This is a genomic window from Paraburkholderia sp. BR10141 (assembly GCF_056155635.1).
In genome coordinates this window covers 1-21,722 of record NZ_JBMIQH010000024.1, presented here as the reverse complement: position 1 = coordinate 21,722, position 21,722 = coordinate 1, and the positions used below count along the sequence as shown (strand labels likewise).

Below are 21,722 nucleotides of genomic sequence, written 5' to 3'. Positions count from 1 at the left end.
CAAGCCGGGTATTCTACCCGATTTACTCGATGATCTTTGCAACCACGCCGGCACCGACGGTACGGCCACCTTCGCGGATTGCGAAGCGCAGACCTTCTTCCATCGCGATCGGAGCGATCAGCTTCACCGTGATCGACACGTTGTCGCCCGGCATGACCATTTCCTTGTCCTTCGGCAGCTCGATCGAGCCCGTCACGTCCGTCGTACGGAAGTAGAACTGCGGACGGTAGTTGTTGAAGAACGGCGTGTGACGGCCGCCTTCGTCCTTGCTCAGCACGTACACTTCAGCCGTGAAGTGCGTGTGCGGCGTGATCGAGCCCGGCTTGGCCAGCACCTGGCCACGCTCCACGTCTTCACGCTTCGTGCCGCGCAGCAGGATACCCACGTTGTCGCCTGCCTGACCCTGGTCGAGCAGCTTGCGGAACATTTCCACGCCCGTGCAGGTCGTCTTCACCGTCGGCTTGATACCGACGATTTCGATTTCCTCGCCGACCTTGACGATGCCGCGCTCGACGCGACCCGTCACCACCGTGCCGCGACCCGAGATCGAGAACACGTCTTCCACCGGCATCAGGAACGCGCCGTCAACGGCACGCTCCGGCGTCGGGATGTACGTGTCCAGTGCGTCGGCCAGGTTCATGATCGCCACTTCACCCAGTTCGCCCTTGTCGCCTTCCAGCGCCAGCTTGGCCGAACCCTTGATGATCGGCGTGTCGTCGCCCGGGAAGTCGTACTTCGACAGGAGCTCGCGCACTTCCATTTCGACCAGCTCGAGCAGCTCGGCGTCGTCGACCATGTCGCACTTGTTCAGGAACACGATGATGTAAGGCACGCCAACCTGACGGGCGAGCAGGATGTGCTCACGCGTTTGCGGCATCGGGCCGTCAGCGGCCGAGCACACCAGGATCGCGCCGTCCATCTGTGCCGCGCCCGTGATCATGTTCTTCACGTAGTCAGCGTGGCCCGGGCAGTCGACGTGTGCGTAGTGGCGGTTAGCCGTTTCGTACTCGACGTGCGCGGTGTTGATGGTAATGCCACGCGCCTTTTCTTCCGGCGCTGCGTCGATCTGGTCGTACGCCTTCGCTTCGCCGCCGAACTTGGCGGTCAGAACCGTCGTGATCGCTGCCGTCAGCGTGGTCTTGCCGTGGTCAACGTGACCGATCGTGCCCACGTTCACGTGCGGCTTGGTCCGTTCGAATTTACCTTTTGCCATGTTTCTCTTCTTTCAAAAAAGTGGTGAATCGGTGACTGAGCGATGCGAACCAGACCCATGCCTGGTTCGCCGCATGGTCAACTGAATGCCGATGCTTACTTCGCCTTCGCGCTGATGATCGCGTCGGCCACGTTACGCGGTGCTTCTGCGTAGTGCTTGAATTCCATCGTGTACGTTGCGCGGCCTTGCGACAGCGAGCGCAGCGACGTCGAATAGCCGAACATTTCCGACAGCGGCACTTCGGCGCGAACGATCTTGCCGCCGCCAACCATGTCTTCCATGCCCTGGACGATACCGCGACGGCTCGACAGGTCGCCCATCACGTTGCCCATGTAGTCTTCCGGCGTTTCGACTTCCACAGCCATCATCGGTTCGAGGATGACCGGGCTTGCCTTGCGCATTGCTTCCTTGAAGGCCATCGAGCCGGCCATGCGGAACGCGTTTTCGTTCGAGTCAACGTCGTGGTACGAACCGAACGTCAGGTGAACCTTCACGTCGACGACCGGGAAGCCCGCCAGCACGCCAGCCTTCAGCGTTTCCTGGATACCCTTGTCCACCGCCGGGATGAATTCGCGCGGAATCACACCGCCCTTGATCTCGTCCAGGAACTCGTAGCCCTTGCCCTGCTCGTTCGGCTCAAGCGTGATGACAGCGTGACCGAACTGGCCGCGACCGCCCGACTGCTTGACGAACTTGCCTTCGACGTCCTTCGCCGTAGCGCGGATCGTTTCGCGGTATGCAACCTGCGGCTTGCCGACGGTCGCTTCCACGTTGAATTCGCGCTTCATGCGATCGACCAGAATTTCGAGGTGGAGCTCGCCCATACCCGAAATGATGGTCTGGCCCGATTCCTCGTCCGTCTGGACGCGGAACGACGGGTCTTCCTGCGCCAGGCGGTTCAGGGCGAGGCCCATCTTTTCCTGGTCAGCCTTGGTCTTCGGCTCGACGGCCTGCGAAATCACCGGCTCCGGGAACACCATGCGCTCCAGGATGATCGGGTTCGCCGGGTCGCACAGCGTGTCGCCCGTGGTTGCTTCCTTCAGGCCAACGGCTGCAGCGATGTCGCCTGCACGAACTTCCTTGATTTCTTCGCGGTTGTTCGCGTGCATCTGCAGAATACGGCCGAGGCGTTCCTTCTTGCCCTTGGTCGAGTTCAGCACGGTGTCACCCGAGTTGACGACGCCCGAGTACGCGCGGAAGAAGATCAGCTGGCCGACGAACGGGTCGGTCATGATCTTGAACGCGAGTGCCGAGAACTTCTCGTCGTCGGATGCGCGGCGCTCTGCCTTCTCGCCGTTTTCGAGTTCGCCCGTGACCGGGGGAATGTCCACCGGCGACGGCAGGAAGTCGATCACGGCGTCGAGCATACGCTGCACGCCCTTGTTCTTGAACGCGGTGCCGCACAGCATCGGCTGGATTTCGCAAGCGATGGTCCGGTCGCGGATCGCCTTGACGATTTCCGCTTCGGTCAGCTCTTCGCCGCCGAGGTACTTTTCCATCAGCTCTTCGCTGGCTTCAGCAGCCGACTCGATCATCTTTTCGCGCCACTCGTTGCACGTATCAACGAGTTCGGCCGGGATGTCGACGTAGTCGAACTTCGTGCCTTGCGAGGCCTCGTCCCAAATGATCGCCTTCATCTTCAGGAGGTCGACGACGCCCTTGAAGTTTTCTTCAGCGCCGATCGGCACCACGACCGGAACCGGGTTTGCCTTCAGGCGGTTCTTCAGCTGGTCGTAGACCTTGAAGAAGTTCGCGCCGGTACGGTCCATCTTGTTGACGAACGCGAGACGGGGAACCTTGTACTTGTTCGCCTGACGCCACACCGTTTCCGACTGCGGCTGCACGCCGCCCACTGCGCAGTAGACCATGCACGCGCCGTCGAGCACGCGCATCGAGCGCTCGACTTCAATCGTGAAGTCGACGTGGCCCGGGGTGTCGATGATGTTGATGCGGTGCTCGGGGTAGTTGCCGCCCATGCCCTTCCAGAACGCGGTCGTAGCAGCGGACGTGATCGTGATGCCACGCTCCTGTTCCTGCTCCATCCAGTCCATGGTCGCGGCGCCGTCGTGAACTTCACCAATCTTGTGGTTCACGCCGGTGTAAAACAGAATGCGCTCGGTCGTCGTCGTCTTGCCGGCGTCGATGTGAGCGCTAATACCGATGTTACGGTAGCGCTCGATAGGAGTCTTGCGAGCCACTTTGATCCTCTATCGGGAGGTGCGCGCCGGATCGATCCCGACCGGGTTGATCCCAACGCGCCTGAACACAAACGGGCGAGGCGCTCGATAAGCGCACCCGCCCGGAATTTTTTCCGTTTTTTGAGCAAACCCCGGTAGGGGTTTTCTCTTAGAAGCGGAAGTGCGAGAACGCCTTGTTCGCTTCTGCCATCCGGTGAACTTCGTCGCGCTTCTTCATCGCGCCGCCACGGCCTTCGGCCGCTTCGGAGAGTTCACCTGCCAGACGCAGGGCCATCGACTTCTCGCTGCGCTTCTTCGCGGCTTCACGCAGCCAACGCATCGCCAATGCCATACGACGCGAGGGGCGCACTTCGACCGGAACCTGATAGTTCGCACCACCAACGCGGCGGCTCTTCACTTCCACCACCGGCTTCACGTTGTTGAGCGCGACAGTGAACACTTCCAGCGGGTCCTTGCCACCCTTGGTCTGGATCTGTTCGAAAGCGCCGTACACGATACGCTCGGCAACCGATTTCTTGCCGGAGAGCATCAGCACGTTCATGAACTTGGCTACATCAACGTTGCCGAACTTCGGATCCGGCAACACTTCCCGCTTGGGGACTTCGCGACGACGCGGCATGTTTCTTCCTTTAACTTTTCAGTTGAAGCGCGGGTTCATACCTTGCGCTCCGCGGCCACCAACTAACCCGATTCATCCATTACGACTTACCAGCCTGGTCGGGTGACCACTTACTCGACAGCACCGGCCAATCCGGCACCTGTCGCTTTTATCGCCGGCACTCTCGCGAGCACGACGACACCTGACTCTTACTTCGCAGCCTTCGCGCGCTTTGCGCCGTACTTCGAACGAGCCTGCTTACGATCCTTGACGCCCTGGGTATCCAGCGAGCCACGAACCATGTGGTAACGCACACCCGGCAAGTCCTTCACACGGCCGCCGCGGATCAGCACGACCGAGTGTTCCTGCAGGTTGTGGCCTTCACCACCGATGTACGAAATGACTTCGAAGCCGTTCGTCAGGCGCACCTTGGCGACCTTACGGAGTGCCGAGTTTGGCTTCTTCGGCGTCGTCGTGTACACACGGGTGCACACGCCGCGACGCTGCGGGCAGTCCTGCAGGGCCGGCGACTTGCTCTTCGTAGCTTCCGAAGCGCGGCCTTTGCGAACCAGTTGATTGATGGTTGGCATTGTTTATTCCTGAAATTGAACAAAATCGACGCATTTATTTCCGGGCAAAGCGGAAAACCATACGTATCGAACTCCGGACTGGGTATTTGACGTTAGTTTTCGTCAAATCAATCGACGAGCACAGACATCCCAAAGACCGGAACCCAGCATGATATTCCGAAAAGACCAAGCGAGTCAATGGCTTGCGACATTTCGGACGACGGAGGAAGCGACAGCGCCGTGACAATCCGGCGGCGTCCGGAATACCCGGTGCGGGAACAGCGCGCCTTATTCGTCGCCGACGACCTCGACGAGTTCCTCGCCGAAGCGCTCGAGCTTGCGCGCGCCGATGCCGGGGATGTCACGCAATTCGTCCACCGACTCCGGGCCGTTGCGCGCGATTTCCGCCAGCGTAGCGTCGTGGAAGATGACGTAGGCCGGCACGCCCTCGCTCTTCGCGGTTTCGGTGCGCCACAGGCGCAGGCGCTCCCAGCGCGAGCGCTGACGCGGGCTCATGCCAAGGGTCGGATCGGCCCGCTCGCTGGTGCGGCTTGACGAAGTCCGCGTACGCGTGGGTTTCACGTAACGACGCATCGTGACATTCTGCTCGCCCTTGAGCACCGCCTTGCTCGCCTCGGTGAGCACGAGCGAGCCGTAGCCGTCGTGGTCGACGGTGAGATAGCCGAATGCCACCAGTTGCCGGAAGATCGCGCGCCATTCCGGCTCGGAAAGCGCGGAGCCGATGCCGAAGGTAGAGATTTTCTCGTGCCCGCGCTGCAGGATCTTCTCGTTGCGGTTGCCGCGCAAGATGTCGATCAGGTGGCCGGCGCCGAAATTGAAGCCGCTCGCGCGCTGCGCGCGGAACACACACGAAAGCGCCATTTGCGCCTCACGCGTGGCGTCCCACGTGGCGGGCGGCTCGAGACAGGTATCGCAGTTGCCGCACGGCTTGCTCTCTTCGCCAAAGTACGCGAGCAGGCGCACGCGCCGGCATGTGGCCGCTTCGCACAGGCCGAGCAGTGCGTCGAGCTTGCCTGTTTGCACGCGCTTGTGCTGCTCGTCGGCTTCGGACTCGTCGATCATCTTGCGCTGCTGTACCACGTCGCCCAGACCGTAGGCCATCCATGCGTTGGCCGCCAGCCCGTCGCGCCCCGCGCGGCCGGTTTCCTGGTAGTAGCCTTCCACGCTCTTGGGCAAATCCAGATGCGCGACGAAACGCACGTCCGGCTTGTCGATGCCCATGCCGAATGCGATGGTGGCGCACATCACCACGCCTTCTTCGCGCTGGAACAGCTCCTGGTGCTTCTGGCGTACCTCGAATTCCATGCCGGCGTGGTACGGCAGCGCGCGCAAGCCCTGCCCTTTCAGCCACTCGGCCGTTTCCTCGACCTTGCGGCGCGAGAGGCAATACACGACGCCGGCATCCGTGGTGCCGTCGGCGCGCGTATGCTCCGCGCGGATGAAGTCGAGCAACTGCGAGCGCGCGTTGTCCTTCTCGACGATGCGGTAGCGGATATTCGGCCGGTCGAAGCTCGAAACGAACACACGGGCGTCGTCGAGCGCGAGACGGTGCGCGATCTCGTCGCGCGTGATGGCGTCCGCGGTTGCCGTGAGCGCGATGCGCGGCACGTTCGGAAAGCGCTCGTGCAGCACCGAGAGCTGGATGTATTCGGGCCGGAAGTCGTGGCCCCATTGCGAGACGCAGTGCGCTTCGTCGATGGCAAAGAGGCCAATGCGCGTGCGCTCGAGCAGGTCGAGGAAGCGCGACGTCATGAGGCGCTCGGGCGCGACGTAAAGCAGGTCGAGATCGCCCTCGCGCAGCGCCCGCTCGGTCGCCGCCGCTTCGGCGCCGCTCAGCGTCGAGTTGAGATACGCGGCGCGCACGCCCACTTCCGTGAGTGCGGCCACCTGGTCCTGCATGAGTGCGATGAGCGGCGACACGACGATGCCGGCACCGAGCCCGGCTTCGTGCCGCACGAGTGCGGGAATCTGATAGCAGAGCGATTTGCCGCCGCCGGTCGGCATGAGCACCAGCGAATCGCCGCCCCCTGCGACGTGCTCGACGATTTCGGCTTGCTGCCCTCTAAACGCGGGATAGCCGAAGACTTCGTTGAGGATTTCGAGGGAACGGGACATGAAGGCGGTGAGCGTGCGGAGCAAAGGCGGTGGGCCGGATTTTACCAACCCGGACGCGCCTTGACCGCCGCTACCGTGAAGATTGGCCATTCGGCCAGGAGAAACCGCGGAAATCGCGCGCAGATTGCGAACGCGAACAACCAGGATGAAGCGGGCTCGTCAGGCAGCGAGGCGCCGGCGCGCGATCCGAAACGCACCGACGATCGTCACGACGGCCACGACCGCGGCGGCGATCGTGAATGCGCTCGCCCCGAAGAGCACGACGTTGGCGCCGACGAACATGAGTGAGCCGATCGTGAGCAGCGCGGCGCCGCCCTTGATCCTGCCCGCCAGCAGCATGATGAAACCGATGATCAGGAAAGCCCACATCACGAGGAAGGTCGCGAAGAAGTTCGCCGCGGACTGATTGCTGACGTGATGCAGCAGCTGCGAAAAGCTGGCGACACATGCCACCAGATTCAGGATGAGACCGACCCCGACCACCCACATGATTACCGCCTCCAGATTCATATAAACGCCGCCAGCGTCGTAAGAAAGGACCCATACAGGCGGACTTGGCGCGCTACGTTAGCACGCCTCACCGATGTGCGCAGCGAGCGGGCCGGCACTGCGGCACGAGGCCGCAGGCGTAAGCGAGAAACGCGCGCGCCAATAAAAAAGCCGCCCGGTGAAAACCAGGCGGCTTTTGCGAGGGCATGGGAGCCCGCAGCGAAAGGCGGCTTGCGCCGCCCCGCGCTTACTCGTCCGTCGTATGCGGCTGTTGCGGCTGCGGCTCGGCGGCCGGGGTTTCCGGCGTACCGAACTCGAACGCTTCTTCCGCTGCGATCTGGTCGAAACGCTCGCGATCCGACGATTCCTTCGCACGGCGCGCCTTGTGGAAGGCGAGACCCGTACCAGCCGGAATCAGACGACCGACGATCACGTTTTCCTTCAGGCCACGCAGATCGTCGCGCTTGCCCATGATCGCCGCTTCGGTCAGCACGCGGGTCGTTTCCTGGAACGATGCCGCCGAGATGAACGAATCGGTCGAGAGCGATGCCTTCGTAATACCGAGCAGCACGTTCTCGTACGTTGCCGGGCGCTTGTCCTCGGCGTTCATCTTGTCGTTTTCGTCCAGCATGTCCGAACGCTCGACCTGCTCGCCCGGGATGAAGCGCGTATCACCGTTGTCGGTGATCTGCACACGACGCAGCATCTGACGCACGATCACTTCGATGTGCTTGTCGTTGATCTTCACGCCCTGCAGACGGTACACGTCCTGCACTTCGTCCACGATGTAACGCGACAGCGCTTCGATACCCTGCAGACGCAGGATGTCGTGCGGATCGGCCGGGCCGTCCACGATCATTTCGCCCTTGTTGACGACCTGACCGTCGTGGACCAGCACCTGCTTTTCCTTCGCGATCAGGAACTCGTGCTGATTGCCTTCGAGGTCCGTGATAACGAGACGCTGCTTGCCCTTCGTGTCCTTACCGAACGACGTCGTACCCGTGACTTCCGCCAGGATACCTGCGTCCTTCGGCGAACGTGCTTCGAACAGTTCCGCCACACGCGGCAGACCACCGGTAATGTCACGCGTCTTCTGGGCTTCGGTCGGGATACGTGCGAGCACTTCACCGACCTGCACCTGCTGACCGTCCTTCACGGTGATCAGTGCGCCGACCTGGAAGCCGATCTGCACCGAATGCTCCGTGCCCGGGATCTTCACTTCGTCGCCGTTCGCGTCGAGCAGCTTGACCTGCGGACGCACGCTCTTCGCCGCCTGCGAACCGCGGCGCTTCACGTCGATCACGACGAGGGTCGACAGACCCGTGACGTCGTCGATCTGCTTGGCCACGGTCACGCCTTCCTCGACGTTCTCGAACTTCACCGTACCGCCGTACTCGGTGATGATCGGACGCGTGAGCGGATCCCACGTTGCGAGCTGCGTGCCGGCCTTGATCGCTGCGCCATCGAGCTGCAGCAGCGTCGCGCCGTACGGCACCTTGTGACGCTCGCGCTCGCGGCCGTGATCGTCGGCGATGATGGCTTCGCCCGAACGCGAGATGACGACCTGCTCGCCCTTCGCATTCGTGACGTAACGCATCGTCGCCGTGAAGCGCACGGTACCGTTCGACTTGGCTTCCACCGACGAGGCCACTGCCGCACGCGACGCCGCACCACCGATGTGGAACGTACGCATCGTGAGCTGCGTGCCCGGTTCGCCGATCGACTGTGCCGCGATCACGCCGACGGCTTCGCCGACGTTCACGCGCGAGCCGCGGCCGAGGTCGCGGCCATAGCAGGCTGCGCACAGGCCATAACGCGTTTCGCAGGTGAGCGGCGTGCGCACGCGCACTTCGTCGATGCCGAGGCTTTCGATCGTTTCGACCGCGTCTTCGTCGAGCAGGTCGCCCGAAGCGTAGATCGTTTCCTGCGTTTCCGGATTGACGACGTCCGCCACCGCAACACGGCCGAGAATACGGTCGCGCAGCGCTTCGACGACTTCACCGCCTTCCACGAGGGCCTTCATCGCCACGCCGTTCGACGTGCCGCAATCGTCCTCGACGACCACGAGATCCTGGGTCACGTCGACGAGACGACGCGTCAGGTAACCCGAGTTCGCGGTCTTCAGTGCCGTATCAGCCAGACCCTTACGTGCACCGTGGGTCGAGATGAAGTACTGCAACACGTTCAGACCTTCGCGGAAGTTCGCGGTAATCGGCGTTTCGATAATCGAGCCGTCCGGCTTCGCCATCAGGCCGCGCATACCCGCGAGCTGGCGAATCTGGGTTGCGGAACCCCGCGCGCCCGAGTCGGCCATCATGTAGATCGAGTTGAACGATTCCTGACGCGTTTCCTTGCCGTCGCGGTCGATGACCGGTTCCGTCGCGAGCTGCTCCATCATCGCCTTGCCGACCGCTTCCGACGTGTTCGACCAGATGTCGACCACGTTGTTGTAGCGTTCCTGCGCGGTGACGAGACCCGACATGTACTGACGGTCGTACTCCTTCACCTTCTTCGCGGCTTCGCCGACGATGGTTTCCTTCTGCGGCGGCACGAGCATGTCGTCCACGCAGATCGAAATACCGGCGCGCGTTGCCAGGCGGAAGCCCGACTGCATCAGCTGGTCAGCGAAGATCACCGTTTCGCGCAGACCGCACTTGCGGAACGCGGTGTTGATCAGACGCGAAATTTCCTTCTTCTTCAGCGGCTTGTTCAGCACCGAGAACGGCAGACCCGGCGGCAGAATTTCCGACAGGATCGAGCGGCCAACGGTCGTTGCGTACAGCGAGATCTTCGGCACGAATGCCGGTGCGCCTTCCGACTTGTCCTCGTTGTGGACCATTTCGGTAATACGCACGTTCACGCGCGAGGCCAGCTCGACTTCCTTGTTCTCGTACGCGCGGAGCACTTCCGACACGCCCGTGAACGTCATGCCTTCGCCCTTGCCGTTGATCGCTTCACGCGTGGCGTAGTACAGGCCCAGCACGATATCCTGCGACGGCACGATCGACGGATCGCCGTTGGCCGGGAACAGGACGTTGTTCGACGCGAGCATGAGCGTACGCGCTTCCATCTGCGCTTCGAGCGACAGCGGAACGTGAACAGCCATCTGGTCACCGTCGAAGTCGGCGTTGAACGCCGCGCAAACGAGCGGGTGCAGCTGGATTGCCTTACCTTCGATCAGCACCGGCTCGAAAGCCTGAATGCCAAGACGGTGCAGCGTCGGCGCACGGTTGAGCATCACCGGGTGCTCGCGGATCACCTCTTCGAGGATGTCCCACACCACCGGCGTCTGGTTCTCGACTTCCTTCTTCGCAGCCTTGATGGTCGTGGCAACGCCCATCGTTTCCAGCTTGTTGAAGATGAACGGCTTGAAGAGTTCGAGCGCCATCAGCTTCGGCAGACCGCACTGGTGCAGCTTGAGCGTCGGACCCACCACGATGACCGAACGGCCCGAGTAGTCCACGCGCTTGCCCAGCAGGTTCTGACGGAAGCGGCCGCCCTTACCCTTGATCATGTCGGCGAGCGACTTCAGCGGACGCTTGTTCGCGCCCGTCATCGCCTTGCCGCGACGACCGTTGTCGAGCAGCGAGTCAACCGCTTCCTGGAGCATCCGCTTTTCGTTGCGGACGATGATCTCCGGCGCCTTGAGCTCGAGCAGACGCTTCAGACGGTTGTTACGGTTGATGACGCGGCGATACAGATCGTTCAGGTCCGAAGTCGCGAAACGGCCACCGTCCAGCGGCACCAGCGGACGCAGTTCGGGCGGCAGCACCGGCAGCACTTCGAGCACCATCCATTCGGGCTTGATGCCCGAACGCTGGAAGGCCTCGAGCACCTTCAGGCGCTTCGCGTACTTCTTGATCTTCGCTTCCGAGCCGGTGTTCTTCAGCTCGGTGCGCAGCGTTTCGACCTGCTCGTCGATGTTGATCGCGCGCAGGAGTTCACGCACGCCTTCCGCGCCCATTTCGGCACGGAATTCGTCGCCGTACTCCTCGACCTTGTTGTAGTAATCCTCTTCGGTCATGATCTGACGCGCCTTCAGCGGCGTCATGCCCGGTTCGATCACCACGTATGCCTCGAAGTACAGCACGCGCTCGATGTCGCGCAGCGTCATGTCGAGCACCATGCCCAGACGCGACGGCAGCGACTTCAGGAACCAGATGTGCGCGACCGGCGAGGCCAGCTCGATGTGGCCCATGCGTTCGCGACGCACCTTCGCCAGCGTGACTTCAACGCCGCACTTCTCGCAGATCACGCCACGGTGCTTCAGGCGCTTGTACTTGCCGCACAGGCACTCGTAGTCCTTGATCGGCCCGAAGATCTTCGCGCAGAACAGACCATCCCGTTCCGGCTTGAAGGTACGGTAGTTGATCGTCTCCGGCTTCTTCACTTCGCCGAACGACCACGAGCGGATCTTGTCCGGCGAGGCCAGACCGATCTTGATCGCGTCAAAAACTTCTTCTTGTTGGACTTGCTTGAATAGATCGAGCAGAGCTTTCATTGCCTTCTCTCCGTAGTCCGATTAGTTGCGGTCGAGGTCGATGTCGATGCCGAGCGAGCGGATTTCCTTCACCAGCACATTGAAGGATTCCGGCATGCCCGCGTCGATCACGTGGTCGCCCTTGACGAGGTTTTCGTACACCTTCGTCCGGCCCGTCACGTCATCGGACTTCACCGTCAACATTTCCTGCAGCACATACGAAGCGCCATACGCTTCGAGCGCCCACACTTCCATTTCACCGAAGCGCTGACCACCGAATTGCGCCTTACCACCCAGCGGCTGCTGCGTAACGAGCGAGTACGGACCCGTCGAACGCGCGTGCATCTTGTCGTCGACAAGGTGATGCAGCTTCAGGTAGTGCATGTAGCCCACGGTGACCGTACGTTCGAACATCTCGCCCGTGCGGCCGTCGTACAGACGCACCTGGTTCTTCGACGGCGTCATGCCGAGGTTCTGGGCGACGTCGTCCGGGAATGCCAGATCGAGCATCTTGCCCATTTCCTCTTCGGTCGCACCGTCGAACACCGGCGTTGCGAACGGCACGCCTTCGCGCAGGTTCTTCGCGAGTTCGAGGATCTCGTCGTCGCTGAAGCTGTCGAGGTCTTCCTTGTGGCCCGATTCGTTGTAGATCTTCGTGAGGAATTCACGCAGCTCTGCAACCTTCGTCTGACGCGCAAGCATCTCGCCGATACGCCAGCCCAGACCCTTCGCGGCCCAGCCCAGGTGCACTTCGAGAACCTGACCCACGTTCATCCGTGACGGCACGCCGAGCGGGTTCAGCACGACGTCTGCCGGACGGCCATCGGCCATGTACGGCATGTCTTCGATCGGAACGATCTTCGACACCACACCCTTGTTACCGTGACGGCCTGCCATCTTGTCGCCAGGCTGCAGACGGCGCTTCACCGCGAGGTACACCTTGACCATCTTCAGCACGCCCGGCGGCAGTTCGTCGCCTTGCGTGAGCTTCTTGCGCTTCTCTTCGAAGGCCAGATCGAACTGGTGACGCTTCTCTTCGATCGAGTTCTTGATCGCTTCGAGCTGCGCCGCTGCTTCTTCGTCCGCGAGGCGGATGTCGAACCAGTGGTAGTGATCCAGATCTTCGAGGTACGCGCGCTCGATCTTCGTGCCCTTCGCGAGCTTCTTCGGACCGCCGTTCGCGACCTTGCCTTCGAGCATGCGTGCGAGACGCTGGAACGCGTCGCCTTCCACGATGCGCAGCTGGTCGTTCAGGTCGAGGCGATAGCGCTTCAGTTCATCGTCGATGATCTGTTGTGCACGCTTGTCGCGCTGGATGCCTTCACGCGTGAACACCTGCACGTCGATGACCGTACCGCTCATGCCCGAGGGCACGCGCAGCGACGTATCCTTCACGTCAGAAGCCTTCTCGCCGAAGATCGCGCGCAGCAGCTTTTCTTCCGGCGTGAGCTGGGTTTCGCCCTTCGGCGTGACCTTGCCCACGAGCACGTCGCCCGCTTCGACTTCCGCGCCGATGTACACGATGCCCGACTCGTCGAGACGGCCAAGCTGCACTTCCGCGAGGTTCGAAATGTCGCGCGTGATTTCTTCCGGCCCGAGCTTCGTGTCGCGTGCAACGACATTCAGTTCTTCGATGTGGATCGACGTGTAACGGTCGTCCGCAACCACCTTCTCCGAGATCAGGATCGAGTCTTCGAAGTTGTAGCCGTTCCACGGCATGAACGCGATCAGCATGTTCTGGCCGAGCGCGAGCTCGCCCAGATCGGTCGATGCGCCGTCAGCCAGCACGTCGCCGCGCGCAACCTTGTCGCCCATCTTCACGATCGGACGCTGGTTGATGTTCGTGTTCTGGTTCGAACGCGTGTACTTGATGAGGTTGTAGATGTCCACACCCACTTCACCAGCAACCGCTTCGTCGTCGTTCACACGAATCACGATACGGCCTGCGTCGACGTAGTCGACCACGCCGCCACGCAGCGCCTGAACCGTCGTACCCGAGTCGACCGCAACCGTGCGCTCGATACCCGTACCGACGACCGGCTTTTCCGGACGCAGGCAAGGCACGGCCTGACGCTGCATGTTCGAGCCCATCAGTGCACGGTTCGCGTCGTCGTGCTCGAGGAACGGGATCAGCGAGGCTGCAACCGAGACGATCTGCGACGGCGCCACGTCCATGTACTGGATGCGGTCCGGCGTGACCATCAGCGTTTCGCCCGCTTCGCGCGACGAAACCAGTTCGTCGGTCAGCGTGCCGTCTTCCGCCACTGCCGCGTTCGCCTGAGCGATCACGTAACGGCCTTCTTCGATCGCCGACAGGTAGTCGATCTGGTCGGTCACCTTGCCGTCTGCAACCTTGCGATACGGCGTTTCGAGGAAGCCGTATTCGTTCAGGTGCGCGTACAGTGCGAGCGAGTTGATCAGACCAATGTTCGGACCTTCCGGCGTCTCGATCGGACACACGCGGCCGTAGTGGGTCGGGTGCACGTCGCGGACTTCGAAGCCTGCGCGCTCACGCGTCAGACCGCCCGGGCCCAGTGCGGAAACACGACGCTTGTGCGTGATTTCCGAGAGGGGGTTGGTCTGGTCCATGAACTGCGACAGCTGCGACGAACCGAAGAACTCGCGAATCGCCGACGAAATCGGCTTCGAGTTGATCAGGTCGTGCGGCATCAGGTTTTCGCTTTCGGCCTGGCCGAGGCGTTCCTTCACTGCACGTTCGACGCGCACGAGACCCGCGCGGAACTGGTTTTCCGCGAGTTCGCCCACGCAACGCACGCGACGGTTGCCGAGGTGGTCGATGTCGTCCACTTCGCCCTTGCCGTTGCGCAGCTCGACGAGGATCTTGATGGTCGCGAGGATGTCGTCGTCCTGCAGCGTCATCGGGCCGACGATTTCGTCACGGCCGACGCGGCGGTTGAACTTCATACGACCCACCTTCGAGAGGTCGTACGCTTCTTCGCTGTAGAACAGGCGATTGAACAGCGCCTCGACCGCTTCTTCGGTCGGCGGCTCGCCCGGACGCATCATGCGGTAGATCGCGATGCGCGCGGCCATCTTGTCGGCGGTTTCGTCGATACGCAGCGTCGACGAGATGTACGGACCCTGGTCCAGATCGTTCGTGTAGAGCGACTGGATGTCCTTGATCTTCGCTTCGCGCAGCTTCTCGAGCACGCTTTCGGTGATCTCGTCGTTCGCGTTCGCGATCACTTCGCCCGTGTCGCCGTCGACGACGTTCTTCGCGAGAACGCGGCCGAGCAGATAATCTTCGGGGACCGAAATGTACGTCGTCTTCGCGCTTTCGAGATCGCGAATGTGCTTCGCGTTGATCCGCTTGTCCTTCTGGACAATGACCTTGCCTTCGCGATCGCTGATGTCGAAGCGCGCGACTTCACCGCGCAGACGCTCCGGCACGAACTCCATCTGCGCGCCTTCCGGCATCAGCGTGAAGTTGTCGAACACGAAGAAGTTCGCGAGGATCTGTTCCGGCGTGAGGCCGATGGCCTTCAGCAGGATCGTGACCGGCATCTTGCGGCGACGGTCGACGCGGAAGTACAGCACGTCCTTCGGGTCGAACTCGAAGTCGAGCCACGAACCGCGGTAGGGAATGATACGGGCCGAGAAGAGCAGCTTGCCCGAGCTGTGCGTCTTGCCCTTGTCGTGTTCGAAGAACACGCCAGGCGAGCGATGCAGCTGCGAGACGATGACACGCTCGGTGCCGTTGATGACGAACGAACCAGTCGGCGTCATGAGCGGAATTTCGCCCATGTACACTTCCTGCTCCTTCACTTCCTTCACGACCGGCTTGCTCGGCGATTCCTTGTCAAGCAGGACGAGACGGACCTTGGCGCGCAGCGCCGAGCAGTACGTCAAGCCGCGTTGCTGGCATTCCTTGATGTTGAATGCCGGCGACGACAGCATGTAGCTGACGAACTCTAGACGAGCAAAGCCGTTATGGGAAACAATAGGAAAAACGGACGAAAACGCTGCCTGCAGACCTTCCGGTTTGCGTTGTGCGGTCGCCGTTTCTGCTTGCAGGAATGTGCTGAATGATTCAAGCTGGGTAGCCAGCAGGAAAGGAACCTGGTGAACGATGGGGCGTTTCGCGAAACTCTTGCGAATACGCTTCTTCTCGGTGAAGGAATAGTGCATACGATCTCCGAATCACGGCGGGTAGGACGACCCGAGTGTTCACCGACTGAGACCCGATGGCTTCGCGAGCCCTGGAAGCTTGGTGGTTGGCCTCTACCAACCGCTGGCTGACGGCAACGGATTTCGGCTTGTCATAACGTGCCCGCTGCCCGACCAAACTTGCCTTCTGCAGTCGCTTCAGAAGACAAAGAGAAGCATCGTGCGCAAGGATCGTGCCCTTGAGGCACTCACCCGGCGAAAGACGTTTTTCTTTGGCTTCTGGGTCCCGCATCCCGCCTCCGACTTCTAAAAAATCGAACACAAAAACGCAGAACCCACAAAGCACAAAAAGGCCGGCGGTGTAAAAACCGCCAGCCTTCGCACAGCGCGCTGAAACTTACTTGATTTCAGCCTTCGCGCCGGCTTCTTCCAGCTTCTTCTTCGCTTCTTCAGCAGCAGCCTTGGGCACCGCTTCCTTCACGGGCTTCGGTGCACCGTCGACCAGGTCCTTCGCTTCCTTCAGGCCGAGACCCGTCAGTTCACGAACGGCCTTAATGACCGAAACCTTGTTTGCGCCGGCTTCGAGCAGGTTGACCGTGAATTCGGTCTGCTCTTCAGCAGCAGCAGCAGCGCCGCCGCCTGCCGGGCCAGCGACTGCCACAGCAGCTGCCGACACGCCAAACTTCTCTTCGAACGCCTTGACCAGTTCGTTCAGTTCAAGAACCGACATCGAGCCAACGGCTTCGAGGATGTCTTCTTTTGCGATTGCCATTTGAAATTACTCCAGATTTGAATTCGGAAACAGCTAGCGATCTTTCTCGCTTGCTCTTGCTCGTTCGTCTGCCTGAAATCAGGCAGCTTCTGCTTGCTTCTTCTCCGCCAGCGCGGCCAGAGCACGCGCGAAGCCGGAAACAGGAGCTTGCATAACGAACAGCAGCTTCGAGAGCAGTTCTTCGCGGCTCGGGATGTTGGCCAGCGCTTGCACGCCTGCCACGTCCATCACCTTGCCTTCGTAGGAACCAGCCTTGATGACCAACTTGTCATTGCCCTTCGCGAAGTCATTGACGACCTTCGCAGCAGCAATTGCATCTTCCGAGATGCCGTAGATCAGGGGGCCAGTCATCTGCTCTGCCAGCGGAGCAAACGGGGTACCTTCGACAGCGCGACGCGCCAGCGTGTTCTTCAACACGCGGAGGTACACCTGCTGCTCACGCGCTTTCGCGCGCAGCTTGGTCAGATCGCCAACCGCGATTCCACGATACTCGGCCAGCACCATGGTCTGAGCCTTCGCGACTTGCGCGGAGACTTCAGCCACGACGGCCTGCTTACCTTCTTTGTTCAGTGGCACGGTTAACCTCCAGATTCGACACACTTCGCTTTCGCATCATGTGCCGCGTTCAACAACGGCGACCGACCAGTCCGGAGTAAATCAGTTTGCATCGTCAGGCGTTACCGCCTGCATCCGCTCACATCAGCACTTCAAAACCTTTTCGGGTTCGCCATCTGCGTTGGCTTTGCATTAAGGAAGCACCCAACTGCTGCACTTCCGCCAACGGTCTTTGACAACCGGTTGCACCGCGCTTACTGCCGCTGCGCAACCGCCCAAAGCCCTTTAAATCCGCGCTGCCGCCCTTTTGAGCCTCAGCGCGGCAAAACCATTACGCTGCGAGCGACGTCTGGTCGACGCGAACGCCAACACCCATCGTGCTCGAGACAGCGATCTTGCGCAGGTACACGCCCTTGCTCGTTGCCGGCTTCGCCTTGGTCAGCGCGTCGAGGAGCGCGTCCAGGTTGGTGCGCAGCGCGGTCGGCTCGAACGATGCACGGCCGATCGTGGCATGGATGATACCGGCCTTGTCGACACGGAATTGCACCTGACCAGCCTTCGCGTTCTTGACCGCGGTCGCCACGTCCGGCGTCACGGTGCCGACCTTCGGGTTCGGCATGAGGCCGCGCGGGCCGAGGATCTGACCGAGCGTACCGACGACGCGCATCGTGTCCGGCGAAGCGATCACGATGTCGAAGTTCAGGTTGCCGCCCTTGATCTGCTCGGCGAGGTCTTCCATACCGACGATCTCTGCGCCTGCTGCCTTGGCTTGTTCAGCCTTTTCACCTTGCGCGAACACTGCGACGCGGACCGACTTGCCGGTACCAGCGGGCAGAACGACCGAGCCGCGAACGACCTGGTCCGACTTCTTCGCATCGATGCCGAGCTGCACTGCAACGTCGATCGACTCGTCGAACTTCGCCGTGGCGCATTCCTTCACGAGCGACAGAGCATCGCCGATCGGGTACTGTTTTTGGCGGTCGATCTTGGCAGCCAGTGCCTTTTGACGCTTCGAAACCTTAGCCATTTACACGCCCTCCACGATAATGCCCATCGAGCGGGCGCTGCCAGCGATCGTGCGGACCGCTGCGTCCATATCGGCTGCCGTGAGGTCCGGCATCTTGGTCTTGGCGATTTCCTCGGCTTGCGCGCGGGTGATCGTAGCGACCTTGTCGGTGTGCGGCTTGGCCGAACCCTTGTCGACCTTCGCTGCCTTCTTGATCAGAACCGTAGCCGGCGGCGTCTTCAGGATGAACGTGAAGCTCTTGTCCGCGAATGCCGTGATCACGACCGGAACCGGCAGACCCGGTTCCATGGCTTGAGTCTGCGCGTTGAACGCCTTGCAGAACTCCATGATGTTCAGGCCGCGCTGACCCAGTGCCGGGCCGACCGGCGGCGACGGATTGGCTTTACCTGCAGGAATCTGCAGCTTGATAAAGCCGATGATTTTCTTTGCCATGTTGAAAACCTCTTTGGAACGCGTGAGCGTTCTGGTGAGTGGTAGCGCGCGTTCACCACAATCTTCGCTGTGCCAACTGCTTTGGCGACATCTACAGCCGACTGGACTACTGGCGCTCCTCTACGGCCATAACGCGGACCGTAAGCGCGGAAAAACGGATCGCACTCGAGGCGCGATCCGTAGTATTCGATTTACAGCTTTTCGACCTGGCCGAATTCGAGTTCGACCGGTGTGGCGCGACCGAAAATGGTGACGGAGACCCGGACGCGCGACTTTTCGTAGTTGACTTCTTCGACGCTGCCGTTGAAGTCCGTGAACGGACCTTCCTTCACGCGGACCATCTCGCCGACTTCGAACAGGGTCTTGGGGCGCGGCTTCTCAACGCCTTCCTGCATCTGCGACATGATCTTTTCGACTTCGCGCGGCGAAATCGGGCTCGGGCGATTACGCGCCCCGCCGACGAAACCGGTCACCTTTGCCGTGTTCTTCACGAGGTGCCACGTTTCGTCCGTCATTTCCATCTCAACCAGGACGTAGCCCGGGAAGAAACGACGTTCGGTCACCGATTTGTGACCGCCCTTCACCTCGACAACTTCTTCAGTCGGAACGAGGATCTGGCCAAACTTGTCCTGCATGCCAGCACGTTCGATACGCTCTTGAAGCGCACGTTGCACGCTCTTCTCCATGCCGGAGTAGGCGTGCACAACATACCAACGTTTTCCGCTCGGGGATGCCGGTGTATCGCTCATATCATTTCCAACCCAGAATCGCCGAGAAAATCACCCACTCGATGGATTTGTCGCAAACCCACAGAATGATGGCCATGGCCAGCACAAAACCGAAGACCACCAGGGTCGTTTGCGTGGCCTCTTTGCGAGTCGGCCAGACGACCTTGCGAACTTCCTTGTACGAGTCTTTGGCAAACGCGATGAAGCTCTTGCCGGGCGCCGAGAGAAGACCGACTACCACCCCCGCGATCACGCCCACTGCGAGCGCTGCACCGCGGACATACCACTCCTGGCTACCGAGCCAGTAGAACCCTACGAACCCGGCCACAACCAACAATACGCCCGCCGCAAGCATCAGCTTGTCGCTGGAAGTATTAACAGTTTCGACGGAAGGATTCGCCATAACACCTTAAAGAACAACGCGCCGAGGCGCGAGAAGTTGGCAGGGGCAGAGGGAATCGAACCCCCAACCTTCGGTTTTGGAGACCGACGCTCTGCCAGTTGAGCTATACCCCTAAACCATTTTGGGGTTGACGGCATCGCCAACCCCGAAACCACTTAGTCGATCAACGAGACTGGCAAAAACTTACTCGATGATCTTTGCAACCACGCCGGCGCCGACGGTACGGCCACCTTCGCGGATTGCGAAGCGCAGACCTTCTTCCATCGCGATCGGAGCGATCAGCTTCACCGTGATCGACACGTTGTCGCCCGGCATGACCATTTCCTTGTCCTTCGGCAGCTCGATCGAGCCCGTCACGTCCGTCGTACGGAAGTAGAACTGCGGACGGTAGTTGTTGAAGAACGGCGTGTGACGGCCGCCTTCGTCCTTGCTCAGCACGTACACTTCAGCCGTGAAGTGCGTGTGCGGCGTGATCGAGCCCGGCTTGGCCAGCACCTGGCCACGCTCCACGTCTTCACGCTTCGTGCCGCGCAGCAGGATACCCACGTTGTCGCCTGCCTGACCCTGGTCGAGCAGCTTGCGGAACATTTCCACGCCCGTGCAGGTCGTCTTCACCGTCGGCTTGATACCGACGATTTCGATTTCCTCGCCGACCTTGACGATGCCGCGCTCGACGCGACCCGTCACCACCGTGCCGCGACCCGAGATCGAGAACACGTCTTCCACCGGCATCAGGAACGCGCCGTCAACGGCACGCTCCGGCGTCGGGATGTACGTGTCCAGTGCGTCGGCCAGGTTCATGATCGCCACTTCACCCAGTTCGCCCTTGTCGCCTTCCAGCGCCAGCTTGGCCGAACCCTTGATGATCGGCGTGTCGTCGCCCGGGAAGTCGTACTTCGACAGGAGCTCGCGCACTTCCATTTCGACCAGCTCGAGCAGCTCGGCGTCGTCGACCATGTCGCACTTGTTCAGGAACACGATGATGTAAGGCACGCCAACCTGACGGGCGAGCAGGATGTGCTCACGCGTTTGCGGCATCGGGCCGTCAGCGGCCGAGCACACCAGGATCGCGCCGTCCATCTGTGCCGCGCCCGTGATCATGTTCTTCACGTAGTCAGCGTGGCCCGGGCAGTCGACGTGTGCGTAGTGGCGGTTAGCCGTTTCGTACTCGACGTGCGCGGTGTTGATGGTAATACCACGCGCCTTTTCTTCCGGCGCTGCGTCGATCTGGTCGTACGCCTTCGCTTCGCCGCCGAACTTGGCGGTCAGAACCGTCGTGATCGCTGCCGTCAGCGTGGTCTTGCCGTGGTCAACGTGACCGATCGTGCCCACGTTCACGTGCGGCTTGGTCCGCTCAAACTTACCCTTGGCCATTTTCGACTCCTAAGAGGATTTTTCCGTACGTTGCGCGGGGCGCGCAAACAATCACTGGCTTGCTGCTGCCTGCTCGATGCGAGGCTTCTGAGGCCCGCTAGATACCGGCTGGTGCCCATGGGCAGGATCGAACTGCCGACCTCTCCCTTACCAAGGGAGTGCTCTACCACTGAGCCACATGGGCGAAAACTGCTCTGAACCGCTTTAAAGCTTCGCTGGAGCGGGTGAAGGGAATCGAACCCTCGTCGTAAGCTTGGAAGGCTTCTGCTCTACCATTGAGCTACACCCGCGAGGTTCGCCGGCTACTGCCGACCCAACACTAACTGCTACAGCTGAATTCTGGTGGAGGAGGTTGGATTCGAACCAACGTAGGCGTAAGCCAACAGATTTACAGTCTGCCCCCTTTAGCCACTCGGGCACCCCTCCGCAGAGAACTGATGATTATGGGGGAACATCCGATAAGTGTCAAGCACTTTGTTCGGAGCAGAACCCACAACGCTCTCACTTATAGGGAGAGCGGAAAAGCAAAAACCCCGGCTTTTTAGGGCCGGGGTCTCGCTTGTAGAGGAGCCTGACGATTACCTACTTTCACACGGGCAATCCGCACTATCATCGGCGTG

General features: G+C 61.0%; 15 protein-coding genes and 4 tRNA genes. All 19 read right to left on the bottom strand.

All coding sequences use genetic code 11. The annotated features are described in order from the left end of the window. Window positions 1–22 precede the first annotated feature (22 nt). On the bottom strand, window positions 23–1,213 hold the full coding sequence (gene tuf / locus ACOJB8_RS28100) for an elongation factor Tu (RefSeq protein WP_028371383.1): 1,191 nt from the start codon (window positions 1,211–1,213) through the stop codon (window positions 23–25). A gap of 95 nt (window positions 1,214–1,308) precedes the next feature. After that, window positions 1,309–3,411: an elongation factor G gene (gene fusA / locus ACOJB8_RS28095; protein ID WP_069269330.1), complete on the bottom strand. Its 2,103-nt coding sequence runs from the start codon at window positions 3,409–3,411 to the stop codon at window positions 1,309–1,311. 148 nt (window positions 3,412–3,559) lie between these two features. After that, entirely contained in the window at window positions 3,560–4,030 is a 471-nt protein-coding gene (gene rpsG / locus ACOJB8_RS28090; RefSeq protein WP_006053291.1) for a 30S ribosomal protein S7, read from the bottom strand. A gap of 188 nt (window positions 4,031–4,218) precedes the next feature. Then, window positions 4,219–4,599: a 30S ribosomal protein S12 gene (gene rpsL, locus ACOJB8_RS28085; RefSeq protein ID WP_027797953.1), complete on the bottom strand. Its 381-nt coding sequence runs from the start codon at window positions 4,597–4,599 to the stop codon at window positions 4,219–4,221. A 267-nt stretch (window positions 4,600–4,866) separates the two neighbouring features. Next, complete coding sequence (gene recQ / locus ACOJB8_RS28080; protein ID WP_342949804.1) at window positions 4,867–6,714, bottom strand: DNA helicase RecQ; 1,848 nt, start codon at window positions 6,712–6,714, stop codon at window positions 4,867–4,869. Window positions 6,715–6,873: 159 nt separating this feature from the next. After that, window positions 6,874–7,203, bottom strand: a complete 330-nt coding sequence (locus tag ACOJB8_RS28075) for a hypothetical protein (protein ID WP_368606207.1) — start codon at window positions 7,201–7,203, stop codon at window positions 6,874–6,876. A 247-nt stretch (window positions 7,204–7,450) separates the two neighbouring features. Then, window positions 7,451–11,704 carry a DNA-directed RNA polymerase subunit beta' gene (rpoC, locus tag ACOJB8_RS28070; RefSeq protein WP_069269332.1) on the bottom strand — a complete coding sequence of 1,418 codons (4,254 nt, stop codon included), beginning with the start codon at window positions 11,702–11,704 and terminating at the stop codon, window positions 7,451–7,453. 21 nt (window positions 11,705–11,725) lie between these two features. After that, window positions 11,726–15,832, bottom strand: a complete 4,107-nt coding sequence (gene rpoB, locus ACOJB8_RS28065; RefSeq protein WP_475015562.1) for a DNA-directed RNA polymerase subunit beta — start codon at window positions 15,830–15,832, stop codon at window positions 11,726–11,728. A 376-nt stretch (window positions 15,833–16,208) separates the two neighbouring features. Further along, a complete protein-coding gene (rplL, locus tag ACOJB8_RS28060) occupies window positions 16,209–16,583 on the bottom strand; it encodes a 50S ribosomal protein L7/L12 (protein ID WP_027821097.1) in 375 nt (124 codons plus the stop codon). Window positions 16,584–16,661: 78 nt separating this feature from the next. Beyond that, window positions 16,662–17,159 carry a 50S ribosomal protein L10 gene (gene rplJ / locus ACOJB8_RS28055; protein ID WP_069269335.1) on the bottom strand — a complete coding sequence of 166 codons (498 nt, stop codon included), beginning with the start codon at window positions 17,157–17,159 and terminating at the stop codon, window positions 16,662–16,664. A 310-nt stretch (window positions 17,160–17,469) separates the two neighbouring features. Continuing rightward, complete coding sequence (gene rplA / locus ACOJB8_RS28050) at window positions 17,470–18,165, bottom strand: 50S ribosomal protein L1 (protein WP_069269336.1); 696 nt, start codon at window positions 18,163–18,165, stop codon at window positions 17,470–17,472. After that, window positions 18,166–18,597: a 50S ribosomal protein L11 gene (rplK, locus tag ACOJB8_RS28045; RefSeq protein ID WP_069269337.1), complete on the bottom strand. Its 432-nt coding sequence runs from the start codon at window positions 18,595–18,597 to the stop codon at window positions 18,166–18,168. A 191-nt stretch (window positions 18,598–18,788) separates the two neighbouring features. Continuing rightward, window positions 18,789–19,346, bottom strand: coding sequence for a transcription termination/antitermination protein NusG (nusG, locus tag ACOJB8_RS28040; RefSeq protein WP_028208939.1), 558 nt, complete (start codon window positions 19,344–19,346; stop codon window positions 18,789–18,791). Window position 19,347: 1 nt separating this feature from the next. Beyond that, window positions 19,348–19,728 carry a preprotein translocase subunit SecE gene (secE, locus tag ACOJB8_RS28035; protein ID WP_028208940.1) on the bottom strand — a complete coding sequence of 127 codons (381 nt, stop codon included), beginning with the start codon at window positions 19,726–19,728 and terminating at the stop codon, window positions 19,348–19,350. Window positions 19,729–19,765: 37 nt separating this feature from the next. After that, window positions 19,766–19,841 (bottom strand) — tRNA-Trp (locus ACOJB8_RS28030). A gap of 70 nt (window positions 19,842–19,911) precedes the next feature. Further along, window positions 19,912–21,102 (bottom strand): elongation factor Tu, encoded by a 1,191-nt coding sequence (gene tuf, locus ACOJB8_RS28025; protein WP_028371383.1) that lies wholly within the window; start codon window positions 21,100–21,102, stop codon window positions 19,912–19,914. A gap of 109 nt (window positions 21,103–21,211) precedes the next feature. Continuing rightward, window positions 21,212–21,286, bottom strand: a tRNA-Thr gene (locus ACOJB8_RS28020). A gap of 32 nt (window positions 21,287–21,318) precedes the next feature. Next, window positions 21,319–21,392, bottom strand: a tRNA-Gly gene (locus tag ACOJB8_RS28015). 50 nt (window positions 21,393–21,442) lie between these two features. Next, window positions 21,443–21,528 (bottom strand) — tRNA-Tyr (locus ACOJB8_RS28010). Window positions 21,529–21,722 lie beyond the last annotated feature (194 nt).

Bases quoted from the DNA above. Each gene is read 5' to 3' on its own strand.
- tuf (WP_028371383.1), bottom strand. From the start codon at position 1,213: ATGGCAAAAGGTAAATTCGAACGGACCAAGCCGCACGTGAACGTGGGC.
- rpsG (WP_006053291.1), bottom strand. From the start codon at position 4,030: ATGCCGCGTCGTCGCGAAGTCCCCAAGCGGGAAGTGTTGCCGGATCCG.
- rpsL (WP_027797953.1), bottom strand. From the start codon at position 4,599: ATGCCAACCATCAATCAACTGGTTCGCAAAGGCCGCGCTTCGGAAGCT.
- recQ (WP_342949804.1), bottom strand. From the start codon at position 6,714: ATGTCCCGTTCCCTCGAAATCCTCAACGAAGTCTTCGGCTATCCCGCG.
- ACOJB8_RS28075 (WP_368606207.1), bottom strand. From the start codon at position 7,203: ATGTGGGTGGTCGGGGTCGGTCTCATCCTGAATCTGGTGGCATGTGTC.
- rpoC (WP_069269332.1), bottom strand. From the start codon at position 11,704: ATGAAAGCTCTGCTCGATCTATTCAAGCAAGTCCAACAAGAAGAAGTT.
- rpoB (WP_475015562.1), bottom strand. From the start codon at position 15,832: ATGCACTATTCCTTCACCGAGAAGAAGCGTATTCGCAAGAGTTTCGCG.
- rplL (WP_027821097.1), bottom strand. From the start codon at position 16,583: ATGGCAATCGCAAAAGAAGACATCCTCGAAGCCGTTGGCTCGATGTCG.
- rplA (WP_069269336.1), bottom strand. From the start codon at position 18,165: ATGGCTAAGGTTTCGAAGCGTCAAAAGGCACTGGCTGCCAAGATCGAC.
- rplK (WP_069269337.1), bottom strand. From the start codon at position 18,597: ATGGCAAAGAAAATCATCGGCTTTATCAAGCTGCAGATTCCTGCAGGT.
- nusG (WP_028208939.1), bottom strand. From the start codon at position 19,346: ATGAGCGATACACCGGCATCCCCGAGCGGAAAACGTTGGTATGTTGTG.
- secE (WP_028208940.1), bottom strand. From the start codon at position 19,728: ATGGCGAATCCTTCCGTCGAAACTGTTAATACTTCCAGCGACAAGCTG.
- tuf (WP_028371383.1), bottom strand. From the start codon at position 21,102: ATGGCCAAGGGTAAGTTTGAGCGGACCAAGCCGCACGTGAACGTGGGC.